Source organism: Nocardia sp. NPDC051030 (assembly GCF_040683015.1).
Taxonomy (GTDB): Bacteria; Actinomycetota; Actinomycetes; order Mycobacteriales; family Mycobacteriaceae; genus Nocardia.
Window position 1 is genome coordinate 190,808 of the sequence record NZ_JBFBCD010000010.1, and the last position, 17,087, is coordinate 207,894.

Consider the following 17,087-nt stretch of genomic DNA (forward strand, 5'->3'; position numbering starts at 1 on the left):
CCCACCCCGACCGGCCACTCCGGCGTTATTCTTTGACTTGGTCAAAGGATTGGAGTCGAGATGACAATCAGCGCACCCGACACCGGGCCCACGGTCGACGCCCAGCACATCGCCGCCGTCCGAGCCTTCAATCGCCGCTACACCCGCATTATCGGAGTGCTGCGTAACGGCCTGGTGGGCACCGAGTTCTCCCTCACCGAGGCCCGAATCCTCTTCGAACTGGCCCACTTCGGCCCCGCCGAGGTGGTGGACCTGCGCCGCACGCTCGACCTCGACGCCGGATATCTCAGCCGCATCCTCGCCAAATTCGAGGACCGCGCACTGGTCGAACGCCGCCGCTCCGACGCCGACGCCCGCCGCCAAATCGTCGAACTCACCGACACCGGCCGCACCGTCTTCGCCGAACTCGACGACCGCTCCCAGCGCGATGTCAATGACCTCCTGACCCCGCACTCCCCCACCGCCAGAGCCCACCTCGTCGACGCCATGCACACCATCGAGAAAATCCTGGACGCCCCCGCTGCGAATGCGACTGCCGCTCCTCACATTGCCGCAGCGCAAACAACCGCCGCGCCGGGCGCAAGCCACAGGCCGACCGCGTCCGCAGCACCTGATGCGCCGGTTGCTGTCGCCTCGGAAGCCCCTGCGCTCAGGATCCGAGACCCCCGGCCGGGCGACCACGGGTGGGCGATCCAGCGGAACGCGGCGATCTATGCGGAGGAGTTCGGGTGGAACGGGGAGTACGAGGCACTTGCCGCCGAGATCATCTCGAATTTCCTGAATTCCCATGACCCACAGCGGGAACGAGCCTGGATCGCCGAATACCGGGGCGCTCCGGTCGGCTGCGTCTACTGCATGAAGGACAGCGAGACCACGGCCCGGCTGCGGGTCCTGCTGGTCGAGCCCTCCGCCCGCGGACTCGGGGTCGGCAGCGCACTGGTCCAGGAATGCCTGCGCTTCGCGACGGACGCCGGATACCGCGACATGGTGCTCTGGACCAATGACGTGCTGACCTCGGCCCGCCACATCTACGAACGCGCGGGATTCACACTGGTCGAATCGAATCCGCACCACAGCTTCGGCCAGGATCTGGTCGGGCAGACCTGGCGAAAAGAGCTCGTCCCGGACCGATAGGGTCTGGGCATGGCTCCCGCTCACCCCACCACGGCACCGGTCGGTGTGTGGCCCGGGGCCGCCTATCCGCTGGGGGCCAGCTACGACGGGGCGGGCACGAATTTCTCCCTGTTCTCCGAGGTCGCGCGGCGGGTGGAGCTGTGCTTGATCGGGGCGGATACCCGCGAGACCCGGGTTCCGCTGGAAGAGGTGGATGGGTATGTCTGGCATGCCTATCTACCGGGGGTCGGGCCGGGGCAGCGGTACGGGTTTCGAGTGCACGGGCCGTTCGATCCGGAACGGGGGAAGCGGTGCGATCCCAGCAAATTGCTGCTCGATCCCTATGGGAAGGCCTTCGAGGGCGATTTCGGGGCGAATACCGCGCCCTACAACTACGGCCAGAACACGCTCGGGCACACCATGACCGGGGTCGTCATCAACCCGTTCTTCGATTGGGCGGATGACCGAGCGCCGAAGCGGCCGTACCACGAGACCGTCATTTACGAAGCCCACGTCAAGGGCATGACCTTCACCCATCCGGAGGTGCCGCCGGAATTGCGCGGAACCTTCGCGGGTATGGCGCATCCTGCGATCATCGAGCATTTGCTGCGACTCGGCGTCACGGCGGTGGAACTGATGCCGGTACACCAGTTCCTGCACGATCGGATTCTGCTGGATCGCGGGCTGCGAAACTATTGGGGGTACAACAGCTTCGGCTATTTCGCGCCGCACGCCGGGTACGCCTCGAACCAGTCCCCCGGCGCGGCCGTCACCGAATTCAAGGCCATGGTGCGCGCCCTGCATGCCGCGGGCATCGAGGTGATTCTGGATGTGGTCTACAACCACACCGCGGAGGGCAATGAGTTCGGCCCCACGCTGTCCTTCCGCGGTATCGACAATGCCGCGTATTACCGTCTGGTGGACGATGATCCGCAGCATTACATGGATTACACCGGCACCGGCAACAGCCTGAATGTGCGTCACCCGCACACCCTCCAGCTGATCATGGACTCCCTGCGCTATTGGGTCCTGGACATGCATGTCGACGGCTTCCGCTTCGACCTCGCGGCCGCCCTGGCCCGCGAGCTGCACGATGTCGACCGCCTGTCCACGTTCTTCGATCTGGTGCACCAGGATCCGGTGGTGAGCCAGGTGAAACTCATTGCCGAACCGTGGGATGTCGGCCGGGGCGGTTATCAGGTCGGCAATTTCCCGGTGGCCTGGACCGAATGGAACGGCAAATACCGTGACACCGTGCGGGATTACTGGCGCGGGCAACCGGCCACCTTGGGCGAGTTCGCATCCCGGCTCACCGGCTCCTCGGATCTGTATGAGACCACCGGCCGCCGCCCCGGTGCGAGCATCAATTTCGTGACCGCGCACGACGGCTTCACGCTCGCGGACCTGGTGTCCTACAACGAGAAACACAATGAGGCCAATGGCGAAGGCGGCCTCGACGGCGAGAATTACAACCGCTCCTGGAATTGCGGTGCGGAGGGACCGACCGAGGATCCGGAGATTCTCGCGCTGCGCGCACGCCAGAGCCGCAATCTGATCGCCACCCTCATGCTGTCGCAAGGCACTCCGATGCTGCTGCACGGCGATGAGCTGGGCCGCACCCAGCGGGGCAATAACAATGCCTACTGTCAGGATTCCGCACTGTCGTGGATGGATTGGGAACTCATGCACACCAATGCCGATCTCTTCGCATTCACTTGCCGCGCAGTCGCTTTGCGCAAGACCCATCCGGTATTCCGCCGCCGCCGCTTCTTCGACGGCCGCCCCGCGCCCACCCATGACCATCCCGATGACATCGCCTGGTTCACCCCGGGCGGCGCGGAGATGACCGACGCGGATTGGGAAACCGGCTTCGGTCGCGCGCTCACCGTCTTCCTCAATGGCGACGGCATTCGCGAGCCCGGCCCGCACGGTGAGCGCATCACCGATGATTCATTCCTGCTCTGCTTCAATGCCCACGACGAACCGATCGGCTTCACACTCCCCGATCCCGACCACGGCACCTCCTGGTCGACGGCCCTGGACTGCTCCACACCCGACGGGCAACCACACAGCAACACAATCCATTCCGCCTCCTCGACGGTGCAAGTACCCGCACGTTGTCTACTCGTGCTCCGGCGTACGGCATGATCGATACCGCCATGACCAGCTCGCTCGAACACATCACCGGACCGATTGCCCGGCAGACGGCCGTGCGCAGCACCTACCGGCTGCAACTGCGACCCGACGCGCTGACCTTCGCCGATGCCCGGGGCATCGCCGAATACCTGCAGCAACTGGGTATCTCACACCTGTACCTGTCGCCGGTCCTGACCGCGACCCGCGGCTCCACGCACGGCTACGACATCACCGACCCCACCACCGTCGCGGCGGCGCTGGGCGGCCCGGGCGGCTTCAAGGCGCTCGCCGACGAGGTGCGCAGCCGCGGCATGGGCCTCATCGTGGACCTGGTCCCCAATCACGTGGGCGTGGCCGATCCCCGGCAGAACCCGTGGTGGTGGGATGTGCTGCGGGTCGGCAAGGAATCGCAGTACGCCAAGTTCTTCGATATCGACTTCAGCCCGGGCAATGGCGCGGGCGGGCGCATCGCCCTGCCGGTGCTGGCCAATGAGAACGATCCGGCCGCGCTCACCGTCGACCGCAGCGGCCCGGAACCCATGCTGGCGCTGCACGATATGCGCTTCCCCATCGCGCCCGGCACCGATGGCGAGAACGCGCTGCGCATTCACGATAAGCAGCACTATCGCCTGGTCAACTGGAAGTCCGGGCTGTGCGGGTACCGCCGCTACTTCACCGTCGGCGGTCTGGCCGCGCTGCGGCAGGAAGTGCCCGCGGTCTTCGAGGCCACCCATCGCGAGCTGGCCGCCTGGTGTGAGCACGACCTCATCGACGGTGTGCGCGTGGATCACCCGGACGGCCTGGCCAAGCCCGCCGAATATCTGGCCCGCCTGCGCAAGCTGATCGGCCCGAACCGGCTGCTGCTGATCGAGAAGGTGCTCTCCAATCGCGAGCCCCTGGACGCCACCCTCCCCATCGACGGCACCACCGGATACGACTCGCTCGCCGATATCGGCGGCGTGCTCATCGATCCGGAGGGCGAGAAGCAGCTCACCGAACTCTCCCGCCAGTTCACCGGCCACGGCAGCGACCGCGCCTGGTTCACCGAGCATGAGCACCGCATCAAACGCGCGGTCGCCGAGACCATGCTGGTACCGGAGGTGCGCCGCCTGGTCGCCGCCATCAAACGCGATGCCCGCGCCGACGCCTTCGACACCATGGCGGTCACCAATGCCGTCATCGAGGTGCTCTCGTTCATGCCGGTGTACCGCACCGACTACGCGCCGCTGGCGGGCATGGTCGGGGCCGTGGTGGCCGAAGTGGCAAGGCGCAATAGCGAACTCACCGCGCCGCTGCAGGTGCTGGTGACCGCGCTCGGCGTGAATGGCGAGGCCGCCACCCGCTTCCATCAGGTCGGCGGGGCGATCACGGCGAAGGCCGTGGAAGACACCATGTTCTACCGCGCCGCCCGCCTGGTCTCCCTGCAGGAGATGGGCGCGGATCCGGCCCGATTCGGCTGCTCGCTCATCGAATTCCATCTCGCCAATGCCGAACGCGCCGCCCGCTGGCCCGCCACCATGACCGCGCTGTCCACCCACGACACCAAGCGCGGCGAGGATGTGCGCGCCCGTATCGGCATGCTCTCGCAGGTGCCCGATATCTGGGCGCGCGGCGTCACGGCGTGGAATGACATCGCGCCCGGACCGGACGGCACCACCACACTCTTCTTGTTGCAGAACATGTATGGCATCTGGCCCGCCGACGGGCGCCCGGCCAGTGCCGTTCCCGGGTTCCGGGAGCGCGTACATCAGTTCGCGGAGAAGGCCGTTCGCGAGGCCGGGACCCAATCCTCCTGGGAGGAACCCGATATCGAGTTCGAGACCTCGGTGCACCGGTGGATCGACGCGGTCATCGACGGCCCGGTGGGAGCCGAATTGGGTGAGTTCGTCACCGATCTCGCCTCGCATGCCTGGTCCGACTCGCTGGCGCAGAAGCTGCTGCAATTGTGTGGCCCGGGCATCCCCGATATCTACCAGGGCTGCGAGCTCTGGGAGGACTCCCTCGTCGATCCGGACAATCGCCGCCCGGTCGATTTCACGCATCGCTCGCTATTGCTGCAATCGCTCACCGGCACACCGGATCTCGACCCGTCGGGCGCGGTGAAGATGTGGATCGTGGCCTACGCGCTATGGCTGCGCCGCGAGCGCCCCGAATGCTTCGTGGGCGGCACCTACACGCCGCTGTTCGCCTCGGGCGACCACTCCAACCACCTGATCTCCTACGCGCGCGGCCGCAATGGCGAAACCCCCGAGGTGATCGTCGCCGTCACCCGCCACAGCATTCGTCTGGACGAGGCGGGCGGCTGGGCGGACACGGTTCTCGATCTCCCGCAAGGACATTGGACCGACCGCCTCACCGGCCACACCTTCTCCGGCCGCGCCCGCCTGGAGAAGCTCTTCGCCCGCCTGCCAGTCGCACTGCTGGTGCGCTGACGGCGCTACACAGCTAGGCCGCGGATTCGTCGTCCTCCCCGCCCTCGCCATCGACCGTGATTCCGCCGACGGATGCGGACGACACCGGATCCGGGAGGGGAACGAAGATCGCGTGGGTGGCGGGCGTGGGTGGCCGCGGGGCCACACGCGGCGTCACGAGTTCGATCAACGCCGGCGGCATCGGGCCGGTGCGGGATTCGACCCAGCGGCGCAGATTGGCGGGGTTGTAGTCCTTGCGGTCCGCGACCGTCGACGCCAAGTAGCTGCTCTGGTCGTGCGGCTGGAGCAACTTGCGCCAGGAATCCCAATAGAAACGGTGGCTGCGCGGACTGCGCAGCAGGCGCACGAAGTTCAGAACGCGGAAGCCCATGCTCAGCGAGTCGTGCAGAGTGGTGGCGTCGGTGCGGCAACGGTCCAGCAGCGTTTCCAGCCGGTCGTGGTCGAAGGCCAGACCCTCGGCCTCGGCCTCGGCGATCATCCAGCGCAGGGTGATATCGGACAGGCCGCAATCGCTGTAACCGCCGCCGATATCGCTGTGCGCGCCCTCGAACCAGACCTGCTTCACCCGGTCGGTGCGCCGGTACTTCTGCTGGATCTCGACCGGCACATTCCACAGGCAGGGCTCGAACGCGCGGCGACGTTCATCGATGGCCAGCGCTTGGCGTGCGCAATGCACGATGCTGGACAGCCGCACGTCATGGAAGCGATGCCGCCACGAGGTGACACCCGGAATGCCCATGGCCCCCACGGTGTCGAAGACGCCCAGGAAGTGGATCTTCACCGGATCGGGATAGCAATGGACCCTGCGGAATTCCTCCCATTCGGGCGGATCGGGAGCGTCCGGATGCGGCTTGCGCGTCTGATAGATCTTCAGCGCCTCCGGATACTTCCCGTCGATCATGGCCGTGTAGGTGAGGATGCCGAGTCGGCTGATCATGCCCGCCAGACTGCGCGCGGTGTACGCGCCGCGGCTGAAACCGAAGATGAAGATTTCATCGCCGGGTTCCCAGTTCAGCGCCAGCTGCCAATAGGCGGCGGACAAATTCGCCTCGAGACCCAATCCGAACGCACCGCCCAGCAGGCGATCGGACATGAATCCGCGGGCGCCCGGCCCGGAGACGTAATAGACGCGCTGACCGACGGACTTCCCCTCCCGGTCCGCCCCCGTCAGTCGCACCGTCTGCGCGATCTTCACAATGTTCGATACGGTGCTGCTGGACTCGGCCTTCCAGGTGCCGTCACAGCACACGATGAGCCTTTTCATGAATGGGATCCTCCCGCCCTGGATCTCTGGGTTCATGCGTAGTGAACTACTCGACTCGTATCGGTTGAGGTGCGCGTTCCCGTTAACTCCGCGCACCTACGCACTTATCGCAACCGTCGTTAACACCGAACGACCAGTACGCGATGCTCATGAATCGTTCACGATCGACATGGCACCGTGGGTGCCATGCCCGACGATGGAGTGAGCACCCGCAGCGTGTGGGTGCTGGTGTGCGAAGACGATGACGTCTTGGGGGAACAGGTCGCCACCGGCCTGCGGGACGCCGGGTTCACCGTCGATCTGACCCGCAATCTCGCCGACGCCTGCCGGTACTGCGGCACCCATCCCTATGACTGCCTGGTCGTGGATCGCGGTCTGCCCGATGGGGACGGGCTGGATCTGGTTCGGCAACAACGGCGATCGGGATATCGGACGCCCGCGCTGATCATTACCGCCCGGGACAGTCCGATGGATCGCTCGGAGGGCTTCGCGGGCGGGGCGGACGACTATCTGGCCAAACCGTTCTCGCTCGGGGAGCTCGCCGCCCGGGTGCGGGCACTGTGCGCGCCCCGGCCCGCACCGCAGTTGCCGGTCGTCACCGTCGGCGATCTGGTGGTGGATCGGCTGCGGCGCAGGGTGCAGCGCGGCGGCATCCTGCTCACCATGTCGGCGCGGGAGTACTGCGCGCTGGAGCTGCTGCTCGCGCATGTCGGAAAGCCGGTCACCTACACCGAATTCGCCGACTACTGCGGTGAGAAGCCATCGCAGGCCACCATCGACGACGTGGTCTCGCGGGTGGATCGCAAACTCGGCACCCCGCAGCTCATTCACACCACCGGGGCGGGATACCTGCTGCGCTTCGGGCGCTGAACACCCAGACTCGCGATCCCGCCGTGAGGGGGGATCGCGTGGCCGCCACTCGGACCGGGGAGCTTCCCCCACCGGTTCGGGTGGGCCGGTACGCAGAAGGCCCCGAGCCGAATTCGACTCGGGGCCTTCCTCATTCGATTGATTCGATCAGGTGAGGTAGCGGTAGGCCGGGGTGCCCGGCTCCAGCCGTTCGCCCTGGATCGGCGATTCGTCCATGCGCTTGACCAGTGATTCGAGGCCGTCCGGCGAACCCAGTTCGATGCCCACCAGTGCCGCGCCCGTCTCGCGATTATTGCGCTTGACGTACTCGAACAGGGTGATGTCGTCGTCCGGGCCGAGGACCTCGTCCAGGAAGCGGCGCAGTGCGCCGGGCTCCTGCGGGAAGTCCACCAGGAAATAGTGTTTCAGGCCCTGATGCACCAGCGAGCGCTCGATGACCTCGCCGTAGCGGGAGACGTCATTATTGCCGCCGGAGAGAATGCAGACCACGGTCGAACCCGGTTCGACGCCGATCTCGCGCAGCGCCGCCACCGACAGCGCGCCCGCCGGTTCCGCGACAATGCCCTCGCTCTGGTACAGCTCCAGCATGGTGGTGCAGATCGCGCCCTCGTCCACATGCATCATGCGGAAAGAGCTTGCGCCCCGGCCGGATTCGGTGGTGGTCAGTAAAGGCAGCGAGGCGTGCGAGCGCACTCCTCCGCCGAAGCGCGACACCGCCTGATAGGGCACCCCGCCGATGCGGCGCACGGCCGCGCCGTCCACGAACGGATCGATCTCCGGCAGCGTCACCGGGCCGCCCGCGACCAAGGCGGCCGTCATGGAGGCGGCACCCGAGGGCTCCACGCCGAGGAGCGCGGTGTGCGGGGAACGCTCACGCAGATAGGTGCCGATACCGGCCAGGCAGCCACCGCCGCCGACCGGCACCACCACGAGATCCGGTGTGCGGCCGAGCTGTTCGAGGAATTCGGCGGCAATGGTGCCCTGCCCGGCCGCGGTGCGCGGATCGTCGAAGGGCGGGACCATGGTCGCGCCGGTCAGGCGCACATCCTCGGCGGCCGCCGCGGCGGCGGCATCGTAGGTGTCGCCGATGGCGATCAACTCCACGAATTCCCCGCCGTGCACGCGGATTCGGTCGCGCTTCTGCTTGGGGGTGGTGGTCGGCACGTAGATGCGGCCGATGACACCCATCGCCTTGCACGCGAAAGCCACACCCTGGGCGTGATTTCCGGCGCTGGCGGCGACCACGCCGGCGGCGCGCTCGGTGTCGGTCAGCTGGACCATGAGGTTGTACGCGCCGCGCAGCTTGTAGCTGCGCACGGCGGTGAGGTCCTCGCGCTTGAGGTAGACCTCGGCCCCGGTCAGTGCCGACAACCGCGCATTCCGCTGCAACGGCGTCGGCTCGATAATGTCGGAAATTCGCTTCGCGGCCGCATCGATCTCATCCGCCGTCAATTCGGGCAGCGGACCGGACACTTTCTCAGCGACTACAAGCGGATCAGACACCCGAACATGCTAGCCGGGAGCCGGTCACGTCCTCGTAGCGGAGCCGATAACGGCGTGAATCGTCCGGTTCGGCGGCGTGGCGGGAGTAACTCCCGCGGAATTCGCAGCTCCGCCGGGCATGGCGAGCAAATATCTAGCTAAGGAAGACCGCGTGATGAAAATGCCCCGATCATGAAGTGATCGGGGCACATTCGTCGGTCGACTCGATGTGGGGAATCGGCGATCAGAGTGGGTCGAGGACGAAAACGGGGATCTGGCGGTCGGTCTTGGTCTGGTAGACGGCGTAGTCGGGCCACGCCTCGACGGCGCGCTCCCACCAGACGGCCTTTTCCTCGCCGGTCACTTCGCGGGCGGTGTAGTCCTTGACCTCCGCGCCGTCGCGCAGTTCCACGTGCGGGTCGGCCTTGATATTCCAGTACCAGACGGGATGCTTCGGGGATCCGCCCAGCGAGGCGACGATCGCGTACGTGCCATCATGCTCGACGCGCATGAGCGCCGACTTGCGGAGCTTGCCGGTCTTGGCACCGCGGGAGGTCAGCAGGACGATCGGCTTGCCCTTGATGGTGGTGGCCTCGGCCCCGTTGGATTCCTCGTACTTCTCAGCCTGATCGCGTGCCCAGTCGCTCGTGCTGGGTTCATATTCTCCGATGAGTGGCATGAATCGAGTCAACAGGATGTGATCCTCGAGTGTTCCCGACGGGCCGGACGTCACAGAAAGTTCGGTTGACCGAACTTTAGGTCGCCGCGTAGCCTGAGCAGATGGCTTTGGTTCACCCTACGCAGACTGTGCGCACCCGGTCCCGGGGTGCGACCGTGGATATCGCGGGCACGGCGTGGCCGGTATACAAGCTCGAGGCGCTGGTCGCAGCGCTATTGACCGGTCTGGTGCTGTTGCTGATCATCGGATCCTCGCAGACCGCTGTGCTGGCGGCGGCCACCGTTGCCGCGCTGCGCTGGATCGTCGGAGCCGTTCGCGCCTGAATTCCGACCAGTTGGTCGTGTCATATGGCCGGGTAATGCCATTCCTCTATTACCGTTGATGCATGCGGTTGAACCCGTTCGGAGCGGTATTGCTGTCGGTCGGGGCCGCACTATGCGGCGGCCTGCCTTCGGCGCGGGCGGACATCATCACCCTCGCCGCGCACGAACAGACCTACGAATCCCTGTTCGGCAGTTTCACCGTGGGCAGTCGGGGCGAGCTGGTCAATCGGATCGCGCCGCTCAATCAAATGGGCACCACGCGGGAAGCGTTGGTGAGCACCATTGCCTACAGCCGAATCAACGGTACAGCCGGCGGCCAAATGAAAGTCGGCTACCACGTCGGGTGCGCGGTGAACATCGGCGCAGGCACGCTCGGCTTCAACCCCAACCCGGCCGTCACCCTCCCTGGCGCGGGCACACCCCCGGTACCGAGTGTGACGTTCAATCCCAACTTCATCGCCACGATCAACCTCAATCCCGGTGAGGTGAAAGAGCTCGCGGTCGCCGACAAGGATGTCGCGCCCAATATCACCGCGAGCATCGTGATTCGCGATTTCCACATCGTCGTGAACCAGTGCACCGGGCCGGTGACCATCCGCCAGTACACCTACCTCTATGCCAAATCGGCGGAGGTAGATGACAGCGGTGCGGTGTTCGGCGATCCGACCTGGTTGTAGCCCATCGCAATTCAGGCCAGGCAGCCCGGACCGAGCAGCGCCTTCAGGTCGCCCATGAGTGCCGAGGAGTGCGAGACCCGCAGGTTGTCGTTCACCTTGAGCACCGTGGTGCGCTCACGCGAACCCACATGCCGGATGTGTACGTCGGCGGTGCCGGGATGGCTGCTCAGCACCCGCTTCAGCGCGCTGATCTTGTCCGGGGTGCAGAGCCGGGTGGGGATGACCACCGACAGCGGCCGATCCACGCCGATAGACGAAAGGTCCGGCACCACAAGGTCATTGGCGATCAGCGAGATGCGATCGTCGCGGGCATTGACGCGGGCCTTCACCAGCACGATGGCGTCCTCGGTGACGTCCATGCCGTAGACCGAGTAGGACTGCGGGAAGAACAGCACCTCGATGCCGCCGGTGAGGTCCTCGAGCTGCGCGGACGCCCACGGCAGACCGTTCTTGTTCACGCGGCGGGTGACGCTGGCGAAGATGCCGCCGATGGTGACCTGCGAGCCGTCCTTGATATCACCTTCGAGGATGGTCGGGATATTCGTATCCGATTGCGCGGCAAGGACATGCTCGACGCCATTGAGCGGATGGCCGGATACGTACAGGCCCAGCATTTCCCGCTCCAGGGCGAGCTTGTGCTTGGACTCCCACTCCTCGTCGGGGACCTTCACATTGAAGACGCTGGCGATCGAGTCATCACCGTCGTCGAGTCCACCGAAGAGGTCGAACTGGCCGATGGCCTCGGCCTTCTTGGTGGACATGACCGCGTCGATGGCATCGGAGTGCACCAGCAGCAGGCCCTTGCGCGGATGACCCAGCGAGTCGAAAGCGCCTGCCTTGATGAGGGATTCGGTGACCTTCTTGGAACAGGCCACCGCGTCGATCTTGTTCAGGTAGTCGGAGAAGTCGGTGAACTTCGACTTCTCCTCGCGCGCCGCGATGATCGAGGACACCACGTTCGCACCGACATTGCGGACCGCGCCCATGCCGAAGCGGATATCGCCACCGACGGAAGCGAATTCGATCTGCGACTCGTTCACGTCCGGCGGCAGCACCTGGATGCCGAGGCGGCGGCAGTCGGCCAGATAGATGGCGGCCTTGTCCTTGTCGTCGCCGACGGAGGTGAGCAGACCGGCCATGTACTCGGCCGGATAGTTGGCCTTGAGGTACGCGGTCCAGAACGACACCAGGCCGTAGCCCGCGGCATGTGACTTGTTGAACGCGTACCCGGCGAACGGAAGAATGGTGTCCCACAACGCCTTCACGGCGGGCTTGGAGAAACCGTTCTCCACCATGCCCGCCTCGAAGCCCTCGTACTCGGCTTCCAGGATCGAGGCCTTCTTCTTACCCATGGCGCGACGCAGAATGTCGGCTCGGCCGAGGGAGTACCCGGCCACCTTCTGCGCGATCTGCATGATCTGCTCCTGATACACGATCAGGCCGTAGGTATCACGCAGGATTTCCTTCAGGGGCTCCTCGAGCTCCGGATGGATGGGTTTGACCTCTTGCCGCCCGTTCTTGCGGTCGGCGTAGTCATTGTGGGCGTTCATGCCCATGGGGCCGGGGCGGTAGAGCGCGAGCACGGCGACGATGTCCTCGAAGCCGGTGGGGATCATGCGGCGCAGCAGGTCTCGCATGGCGCCACCGTCGAGCTGGAAGACGCCGAGAGTGTCACCGCGCGCGAGCAATTCGTAGGTGGGGACATCCTCGAGCGGCAGGGTGTCGAGATCCAGTTCGATGCCGCGGTTGGCCTTGATATTGACCAGCGCGTCACCGATGACGGTGAGGTTGCGCAGGCCCAGGAAGTCCATCTTCAACAGGCCGATGGCCTCACACGACGGGTAGTCCCAGCCGGTGATGATCGCGCCGTCCTGCGCGCGCTTCCAGACCGGGATGGCGTCGGTGAGCGGTTCGGACGACATGATGACCGCGCAGGCGTGCACGCCCGCATTGCGGATCAGGCCCTCGAGGCCGCGCGCGGTCTCGTAGATCTTATTGACGTCCGGATTGGTATTGATGAGCTCGCGGACCTCGGCGGCCTCTTTGTACCGCTCATGCTCAGGATCCATGATGCCGGACAGCGGAATGTCCTTGGCCATGATCGGCGGCGGCAGCGCCTTGGAGATCTGATCGGCAATGGCGAAGCCGGGCTGGCCGAACTGGACGCGGGCCGAGTCCTTCAGTGCCGCTTTGGTTTTAATCGTACCGAAGGTGATCACCTGGGCGACGCGGTCGCTGCCCCACTTGTCGGTGGCGTAGCGGACCATTTCACCGCGGCGGCGATCGTCGAAGTCGATATCGATATCGGGCATGGACACGCGCTCGGGGTTCAGGAAGCGCTCGAACAGCAGACCGTGCGGAATCGGGTCGATATTCGTAATGCCCATGGCGTAGGCGACCAGCGAACCGGCCGCCGAACCACGGCCCGGGCCGACATTGATGCCGACCGAGCGGGCGTAGGTGATGAGGTCACCGACGACGAGGAAGTAGGCGGGGAAGCCCATTTCATTGATGACGCCGAGCTCGTACTTGGCCCGGCTGACGTATTCCGCGGGCGGGCCGCTCGGGAAACGGCGGTCCAGGCCGACCATGACCTCATGCTCGAGCCAGGTTGCCTGGGTGTAGCCCTCGGGCACCGGGAAGACCGGCATGCGGTCCCGGTGCGCCCAGACATCGTCATAGGACTGCACGCGTTCGCCGATGAGAACCGTGTTGTCGCATGCGCCGGGGACCTCCGCGTCCCAGATGGCGCGCATCTCCTCGGCGGACTTGAGGTAGTAGCCGGAGCCGTCGAATTTGAAGCGGGTCGGATCCGAGAGCGTCTTGCCGGTCTGAATGCACAGCAGCGCTTCGTGATTGGCCGAATCGGACTCGTGCACGTAGTGGCAGTCATTGGTGGCCAGCGGCGGAATGCCGAGCTGCTTGCCCACATTGAGCAGGCCCTCGCGGACCCGGCGCTCGATGGACAGGCCGTGGTCCATGATCTCCAGGAAGAAGTTCTCCGGACCGAAGATCTCCTGCCATTTGGCGGCGGCCTCGAGGGCCTCGCGCTCGTGGCCCAGGCGCAGGCGGGTCTGCACCTCGCCCGAGGGGCAGCCGGTGGTGGCGATGATGCCCTCGGCGTACTCGGCGATGATGTCGGCGTCCATGCGCGCCCACTTGCCGAGCTGGCCCTCGATGGAGGCCAGGCTGGAGAGCTTGAACAGGTTGCGCAGACCGGTCGCGTTCTCGGCGACCATGGTCATATGGGTGTAGGAACCCGAACCCGAGACGTCGTCGCCCTTCTGCGACGGGTCGCCCCAGAGCACACGCTTGGTATTGAAGCGGGACTCCGGCGCGATGTAGGCCTCGATGCCGATGATCGGCTTGATGCCCTGTTTCTTGGCGGAGTTGTAGAACTCCGAAGCGCCGTACATATTGCCGTGGTCGGACATGCCGACGGCGGTCATGCCCAGCCTGGTCGCCTCTTTGAACAAGGGCGTGATCTTCGCCGCGCCGTCGAGCATCGAGTACTCGGTGTGGTTATGGAGATGAACGAATGATCCCGACGAGGCTGACACGCAGACATACTAAGCGTCCCCACCGACGGGTTTCGAAGCCACGCGGAGGCGAGGTGCTCGCTCGGCGTGGCGGCCTCGCGTGTCGCGTTTTTCGGGTGCCGATCCGGTGGTGAATGTCACTGGGACACCGGGCCATAGATAATCAAGCGATGACTTGGTTGCGGCGCGGTTGCGGAGTGCGATGACGGCCGTCGCGATCATTCTCTCGGGTGTGCTGATCGCCGGTGCGCTGCTGGCGTGGCCACGCACCCGGCGCACCGTGACCACTCCCGCCGAGCGGGCGGTGCACATGGCCCTGCACACCGCATCGCAGGCGGCGCGACCGCTGCGCCGCGGGCTCACCACGGAATCGGCGGAGGAGGCCGCGCCGCATCTTCGGGCGCTCACCGGTGCGGAGGCCCTGGGGCTCGCCGATGCGGAGGCGACGGTCCTCGCGTGGGACGGCCCGTATGACGAACTGCGGGAGGTCTTCGCCGACGCCGCCCGCCGCGCGGTGGCGACCGGTCGGCCCGTTCTGGTCTCCGGTCCCGGCACCGGCGGCCGCACCCTGATCGCCCAGCCTCTGGCCACCGAATACGGAGGGATCATCGGCGCGCTCGGCGCGGTGACCACCGAACAACCCGATCCGGGCAAACTCGGCGCGATCGCCGAGGTGGCCCGATACGCCTGCGGGCAGGTCGAATTGGCGGAACTCGACGCCTCCCGGGCGCGCCTGGATCGCGCCGAGGTACGGGCGCTGCGCGCGCAGATCAGCCCGCATTTCATCTACAACGCCCTCAATACGATCGCCTCGTTCGTCCGCACCGATCCGACGCGGGCACGGGAGCTGATCCTCGATTTCGCCGACTTCACCCGCTATTCCTTCCGCACCGCAGGCGAATTCACGGTGCTGGCCGACGAGTTGAAGAACATCGACCGCTACCTGGTCCTGGAACGCGCCCGATTCGGCGACGCCCTGCAGGTCCGCCTGCAGATCGCCCCCGAGGTCCTGAATGTCGTGCTCCCCTTCCTGGCCCTGCAACCGCTGGTCGAGAACGCGGTCCGGCACGGCCTCGCCGGGAAGCCGAATGGCGGCACGGTGAGCATTGTCGCCGCCGACGAGGGCACCGACTGCGTGATCAGCGTCGAGGACGACGGTGTCGGAATCGATCCCGAACTCCTGCGCTCCGGAGCCCTGGACGCCATTCAAACCGGTTCCGGCCCAACCGGTTCCCGCGAATCCGCACACGTCGGCCTGGCCAATGTGGACGACCGCCTGCGCGCGGCCTTCGGCGACGACTACGGCCTGGTCGTGGACACCGCCCCGGGCGCGGGCACCAAGGTCAGCATGAGAATCCCCAAATTCCGCGCGGGTATTCATGCCTGAGCACCGCGGCGAAACCTCTGCACATACGATGGAATACCTGTGACTCAGACCACCGACAAGGAGCTCGGCGTGCTACGCGTGCTGGCCGTGGACGACGAGAAACCGGCTCTCGACGAGTTGGTGTATCTGTTGCGCACCCAACCCGAGGTCGGCGAGATTCACGGCGCGAACGATGCGACCTCGGCCCTGCGGCTCTTGCGCGCGCATACGGTCGACGCGGTTTTTCTCGATATCAATATGCCGGGCCTGGACGGCCTGGAACTGGCCGGGATTCTGTCCGAGTTCGCCAATCCGCCCGCGGTGGTTTTCGTGACGGCGCGCGATGACAAAGCGGTGGCGGCCTTCGATCTCGGGGCGGTCGATTATCTGTTGAAGCCACTGCGCGAGGAGCGACTGGCCGAATCGGTGCGGCGCATTGCCACCACCCGGGGGACGCAGGTGCCCGCCGCGCCCGCCAGCGACCCCCACGAGGTGATCCCGGTCGAACTCGGCGGTGTCACCACACTCGTGGACCGCGCCGCCGTCTGCTGGGTGGAAGCCGAGGGCGACTACGCACGACTACACACCGGCACCGGATCCCACCTCGTCCGCATACCGCTCTCCGAGCTGGAAAATCGTTGGAGCGAAGCGGGATTCGTGCGCGTGCACCGCTCGTACCTGGTCGCCCTGCGCCAAGTGACCGGTCTGCGCACGGTGGGCACCGGCACCGTGGTCTGCCTGCGGGCCGAGGGCAGCGCCCCGGCCGTCGAACTCCCGGTGGCCCGCCGTCAGGTTCGCGAGTTGAAACAGCGCCTGATCCCCACCACCCACCGCAATCGGAGCAACCGAACGTGAGCGGGCGGCAGCGGGAACGGGTGGTGCTGGCCGAGCGGCGGGGAGCTCGGGTGGTCAGGACTCGGGTGGAGGTCGAGGAGCAGACCGAGGTCGGGGCGGCGCTGATCGGTGGGTTGATTCGGGCGCAGTTCGGGTTGGCGGTGCGGTTGGCTTTGGTGACCGTCGCGGCGTTGGGGGCTTTGCCTTTGGTGTTCTCGAGCCCGGTGGGGACGGCGGCCGTGTTCGGGGTGCGGGTGCCGTGGTTGTTGTTGGGGCTGTTGGTTTATCCGCTGCTTTACGGGGTGGGGCGGGTGTATGTGCGATTGTCGGAGCGGAATGAGTTGGACTTCGGCGAATTGACCGGGGACTGAA

At 65.9% G+C, this 17,087-nt stretch carries 13 protein-coding genes; 9 read left to right on the forward strand and 4 right to left on the reverse strand.

The annotated features are described in order from the left end of the window. The first annotated feature begins 60 nt into the window (after positions 1 to 60). Genes AB0N05_RS31245 through treY form a run of 3 tightly spaced genes read left to right on the forward strand, consistent with a single transcriptional unit; the run spans position 61 to position 5,681 of the window. Entirely contained in the window at positions 61 to 1,134 is a 1,074-nt protein-coding gene (locus AB0N05_RS31245) for a bifunctional helix-turn-helix transcriptional regulator/GNAT family N-acetyltransferase (protein ID WP_364700496.1), read from the forward strand. A 9-nt stretch (positions 1,135 to 1,143) separates the two neighbouring features. Then, a complete protein-coding gene (glgX, locus tag AB0N05_RS31250; RefSeq protein WP_364700498.1) occupies positions 1,144 to 3,261 on the forward strand; it encodes a glycogen debranching protein GlgX in 2,118 nt (705 codons plus the stop codon). 11 nt (positions 3,262 to 3,272) lie between these two features. Next, the gene (gene treY, locus AB0N05_RS31255) at positions 3,273 to 5,681 is read left to right on the forward strand and encodes a malto-oligosyltrehalose synthase (RefSeq protein ID WP_364700500.1); all 2,409 of its coding nucleotides are present in this window, start codon (positions 3,273 to 3,275) and stop codon (positions 5,679 to 5,681) included. A 13-nt stretch (positions 5,682 to 5,694) separates the two neighbouring features. Here treY and AB0N05_RS31260 read toward each other — a convergent pair whose 3' ends face one another. Beyond that, complete coding sequence (locus AB0N05_RS31260; RefSeq protein WP_364700502.1) at positions 5,695 to 6,945, reverse strand: DUF2235 domain-containing protein; 1,251 nt, start codon at positions 6,943 to 6,945, stop codon at positions 5,695 to 5,697. 186 nt (positions 6,946 to 7,131) lie between these two features. Between AB0N05_RS31260 and AB0N05_RS31265 the strand changes: the two genes are divergently transcribed. Further along, on the forward strand, positions 7,132 to 7,815 hold the full coding sequence (locus AB0N05_RS31265; protein ID WP_364700504.1) for a response regulator transcription factor: 684 nt from the start codon (positions 7,132 to 7,134) through the stop codon (positions 7,813 to 7,815). Between the two features lie 147 nt (positions 7,816 to 7,962). Here the strand turns inward: AB0N05_RS31265 and ilvA are convergent, their stop codons facing one another. Further along, complete coding sequence (gene ilvA / locus AB0N05_RS31270) at positions 7,963 to 9,318, reverse strand: threonine ammonia-lyase IlvA (protein ID WP_364700506.1); 1,356 nt, start codon at positions 9,316 to 9,318, stop codon at positions 7,963 to 7,965. A 223-nt stretch (positions 9,319 to 9,541) separates the two neighbouring features. After that, positions 9,542 to 9,976: a nitroreductase family deazaflavin-dependent oxidoreductase gene (locus AB0N05_RS31275; protein ID WP_364700508.1), complete on the reverse strand. Its 435-nt coding sequence runs from the start codon at positions 9,974 to 9,976 to the stop codon at positions 9,542 to 9,544. Between the two features lie 101 nt (positions 9,977 to 10,077). On the opposite strand from AB0N05_RS31275, the gene AB0N05_RS31280 reads away from it, so the two are divergent. Beyond that, positions 10,078 to 10,299: a hypothetical protein gene (locus AB0N05_RS31280; RefSeq protein ID WP_364700510.1), complete on the forward strand. Its 222-nt coding sequence runs from the start codon at positions 10,078 to 10,080 to the stop codon at positions 10,297 to 10,299. Between the two features lie 62 nt (positions 10,300 to 10,361). After that, positions 10,362 to 10,976: an MspA family porin gene (locus AB0N05_RS31285; protein WP_364700512.1), complete on the forward strand. Its 615-nt coding sequence runs from the start codon at positions 10,362 to 10,364 to the stop codon at positions 10,974 to 10,976. 11 nt (positions 10,977 to 10,987) lie between these two features. Here the strand turns inward: AB0N05_RS31285 and dnaE are convergent, their stop codons facing one another. Beyond that, positions 10,988 to 14,536, reverse strand: coding sequence for a DNA polymerase III subunit alpha (dnaE, locus tag AB0N05_RS31290; RefSeq protein ID WP_364700514.1), 3,549 nt, complete (start codon positions 14,534 to 14,536; stop codon positions 10,988 to 10,990). Between the two features lie 181 nt (positions 14,537 to 14,717). Between dnaE and AB0N05_RS31295 the strand changes: the two genes are divergently transcribed. Genes AB0N05_RS31295 through AB0N05_RS31305 form a run of 3 tightly spaced genes read left to right on the forward strand, consistent with a single transcriptional unit; the run spans position 14,718 to position 17,086 of the window. After that, the gene (locus tag AB0N05_RS31295; protein ID WP_364700516.1) at positions 14,718 to 15,902 is read left to right on the forward strand and encodes a histidine kinase; all 1,185 of its coding nucleotides are present in this window, start codon (positions 14,718 to 14,720) and stop codon (positions 15,900 to 15,902) included. A gap of 39 nt (positions 15,903 to 15,941) precedes the next feature. Then, entirely contained in the window at positions 15,942 to 16,736 is a 795-nt protein-coding gene (locus tag AB0N05_RS31300; protein WP_364700518.1) for a LytTR family DNA-binding domain-containing protein, read from the forward strand. Continuing rightward, the gene (locus tag AB0N05_RS31305; protein ID WP_364700520.1) at positions 16,733 to 17,086 is read left to right on the forward strand and encodes a hypothetical protein; all 354 of its coding nucleotides are present in this window, start codon (positions 16,733 to 16,735) and stop codon (positions 17,084 to 17,086) included. Before AB0N05_RS31300 ends, AB0N05_RS31305 begins: the two co-directional genes overlap by 4 nt. The last annotated feature ends 1 nt before the right edge of the window (position 17,087 follow it).

Excerpts from the sequence above, each read along its gene's own strand:
- AB0N05_RS31280 (WP_364700510.1), top strand. The coding sequence starts at position 10,078 with ATGGCTTTGGTTCACCCTACGCAGACTGTGCGCACCCGGTCCCGGGGT.
- AB0N05_RS31295 (WP_364700516.1), top strand. The coding sequence starts at position 14,718 with ATGACGGCCGTCGCGATCATTCTCTCGGGTGTGCTGATCGCCGGTGCG.
- AB0N05_RS31275 (WP_364700508.1), bottom strand. The coding sequence starts at position 9,976 with ATGCCACTCATCGGAGAATATGAACCCAGCACGAGCGACTGGGCACGC.
- AB0N05_RS31285 (WP_364700512.1), top strand. The coding sequence starts at position 10,362 with ATGCGGTTGAACCCGTTCGGAGCGGTATTGCTGTCGGTCGGGGCCGCA.
- glgX (WP_364700498.1), top strand. The coding sequence starts at position 1,144 with ATGGCTCCCGCTCACCCCACCACGGCACCGGTCGGTGTGTGGCCCGGG.
- AB0N05_RS31260 (WP_364700502.1), bottom strand. The coding sequence starts at position 6,945 with ATGAAAAGGCTCATCGTGTGCTGTGACGGCACCTGGAAGGCCGAGTCC.
- AB0N05_RS31245 (WP_364700496.1), top strand. The coding sequence starts at position 61 with ATGACAATCAGCGCACCCGACACCGGGCCCACGGTCGACGCCCAGCAC.
- treY (WP_364700500.1), top strand. The coding sequence starts at position 3,273 with ATGACCAGCTCGCTCGAACACATCACCGGACCGATTGCCCGGCAGACG.
- AB0N05_RS31265 (WP_364700504.1), top strand. The coding sequence starts at position 7,132 with ATGCCCGACGATGGAGTGAGCACCCGCAGCGTGTGGGTGCTGGTGTGC.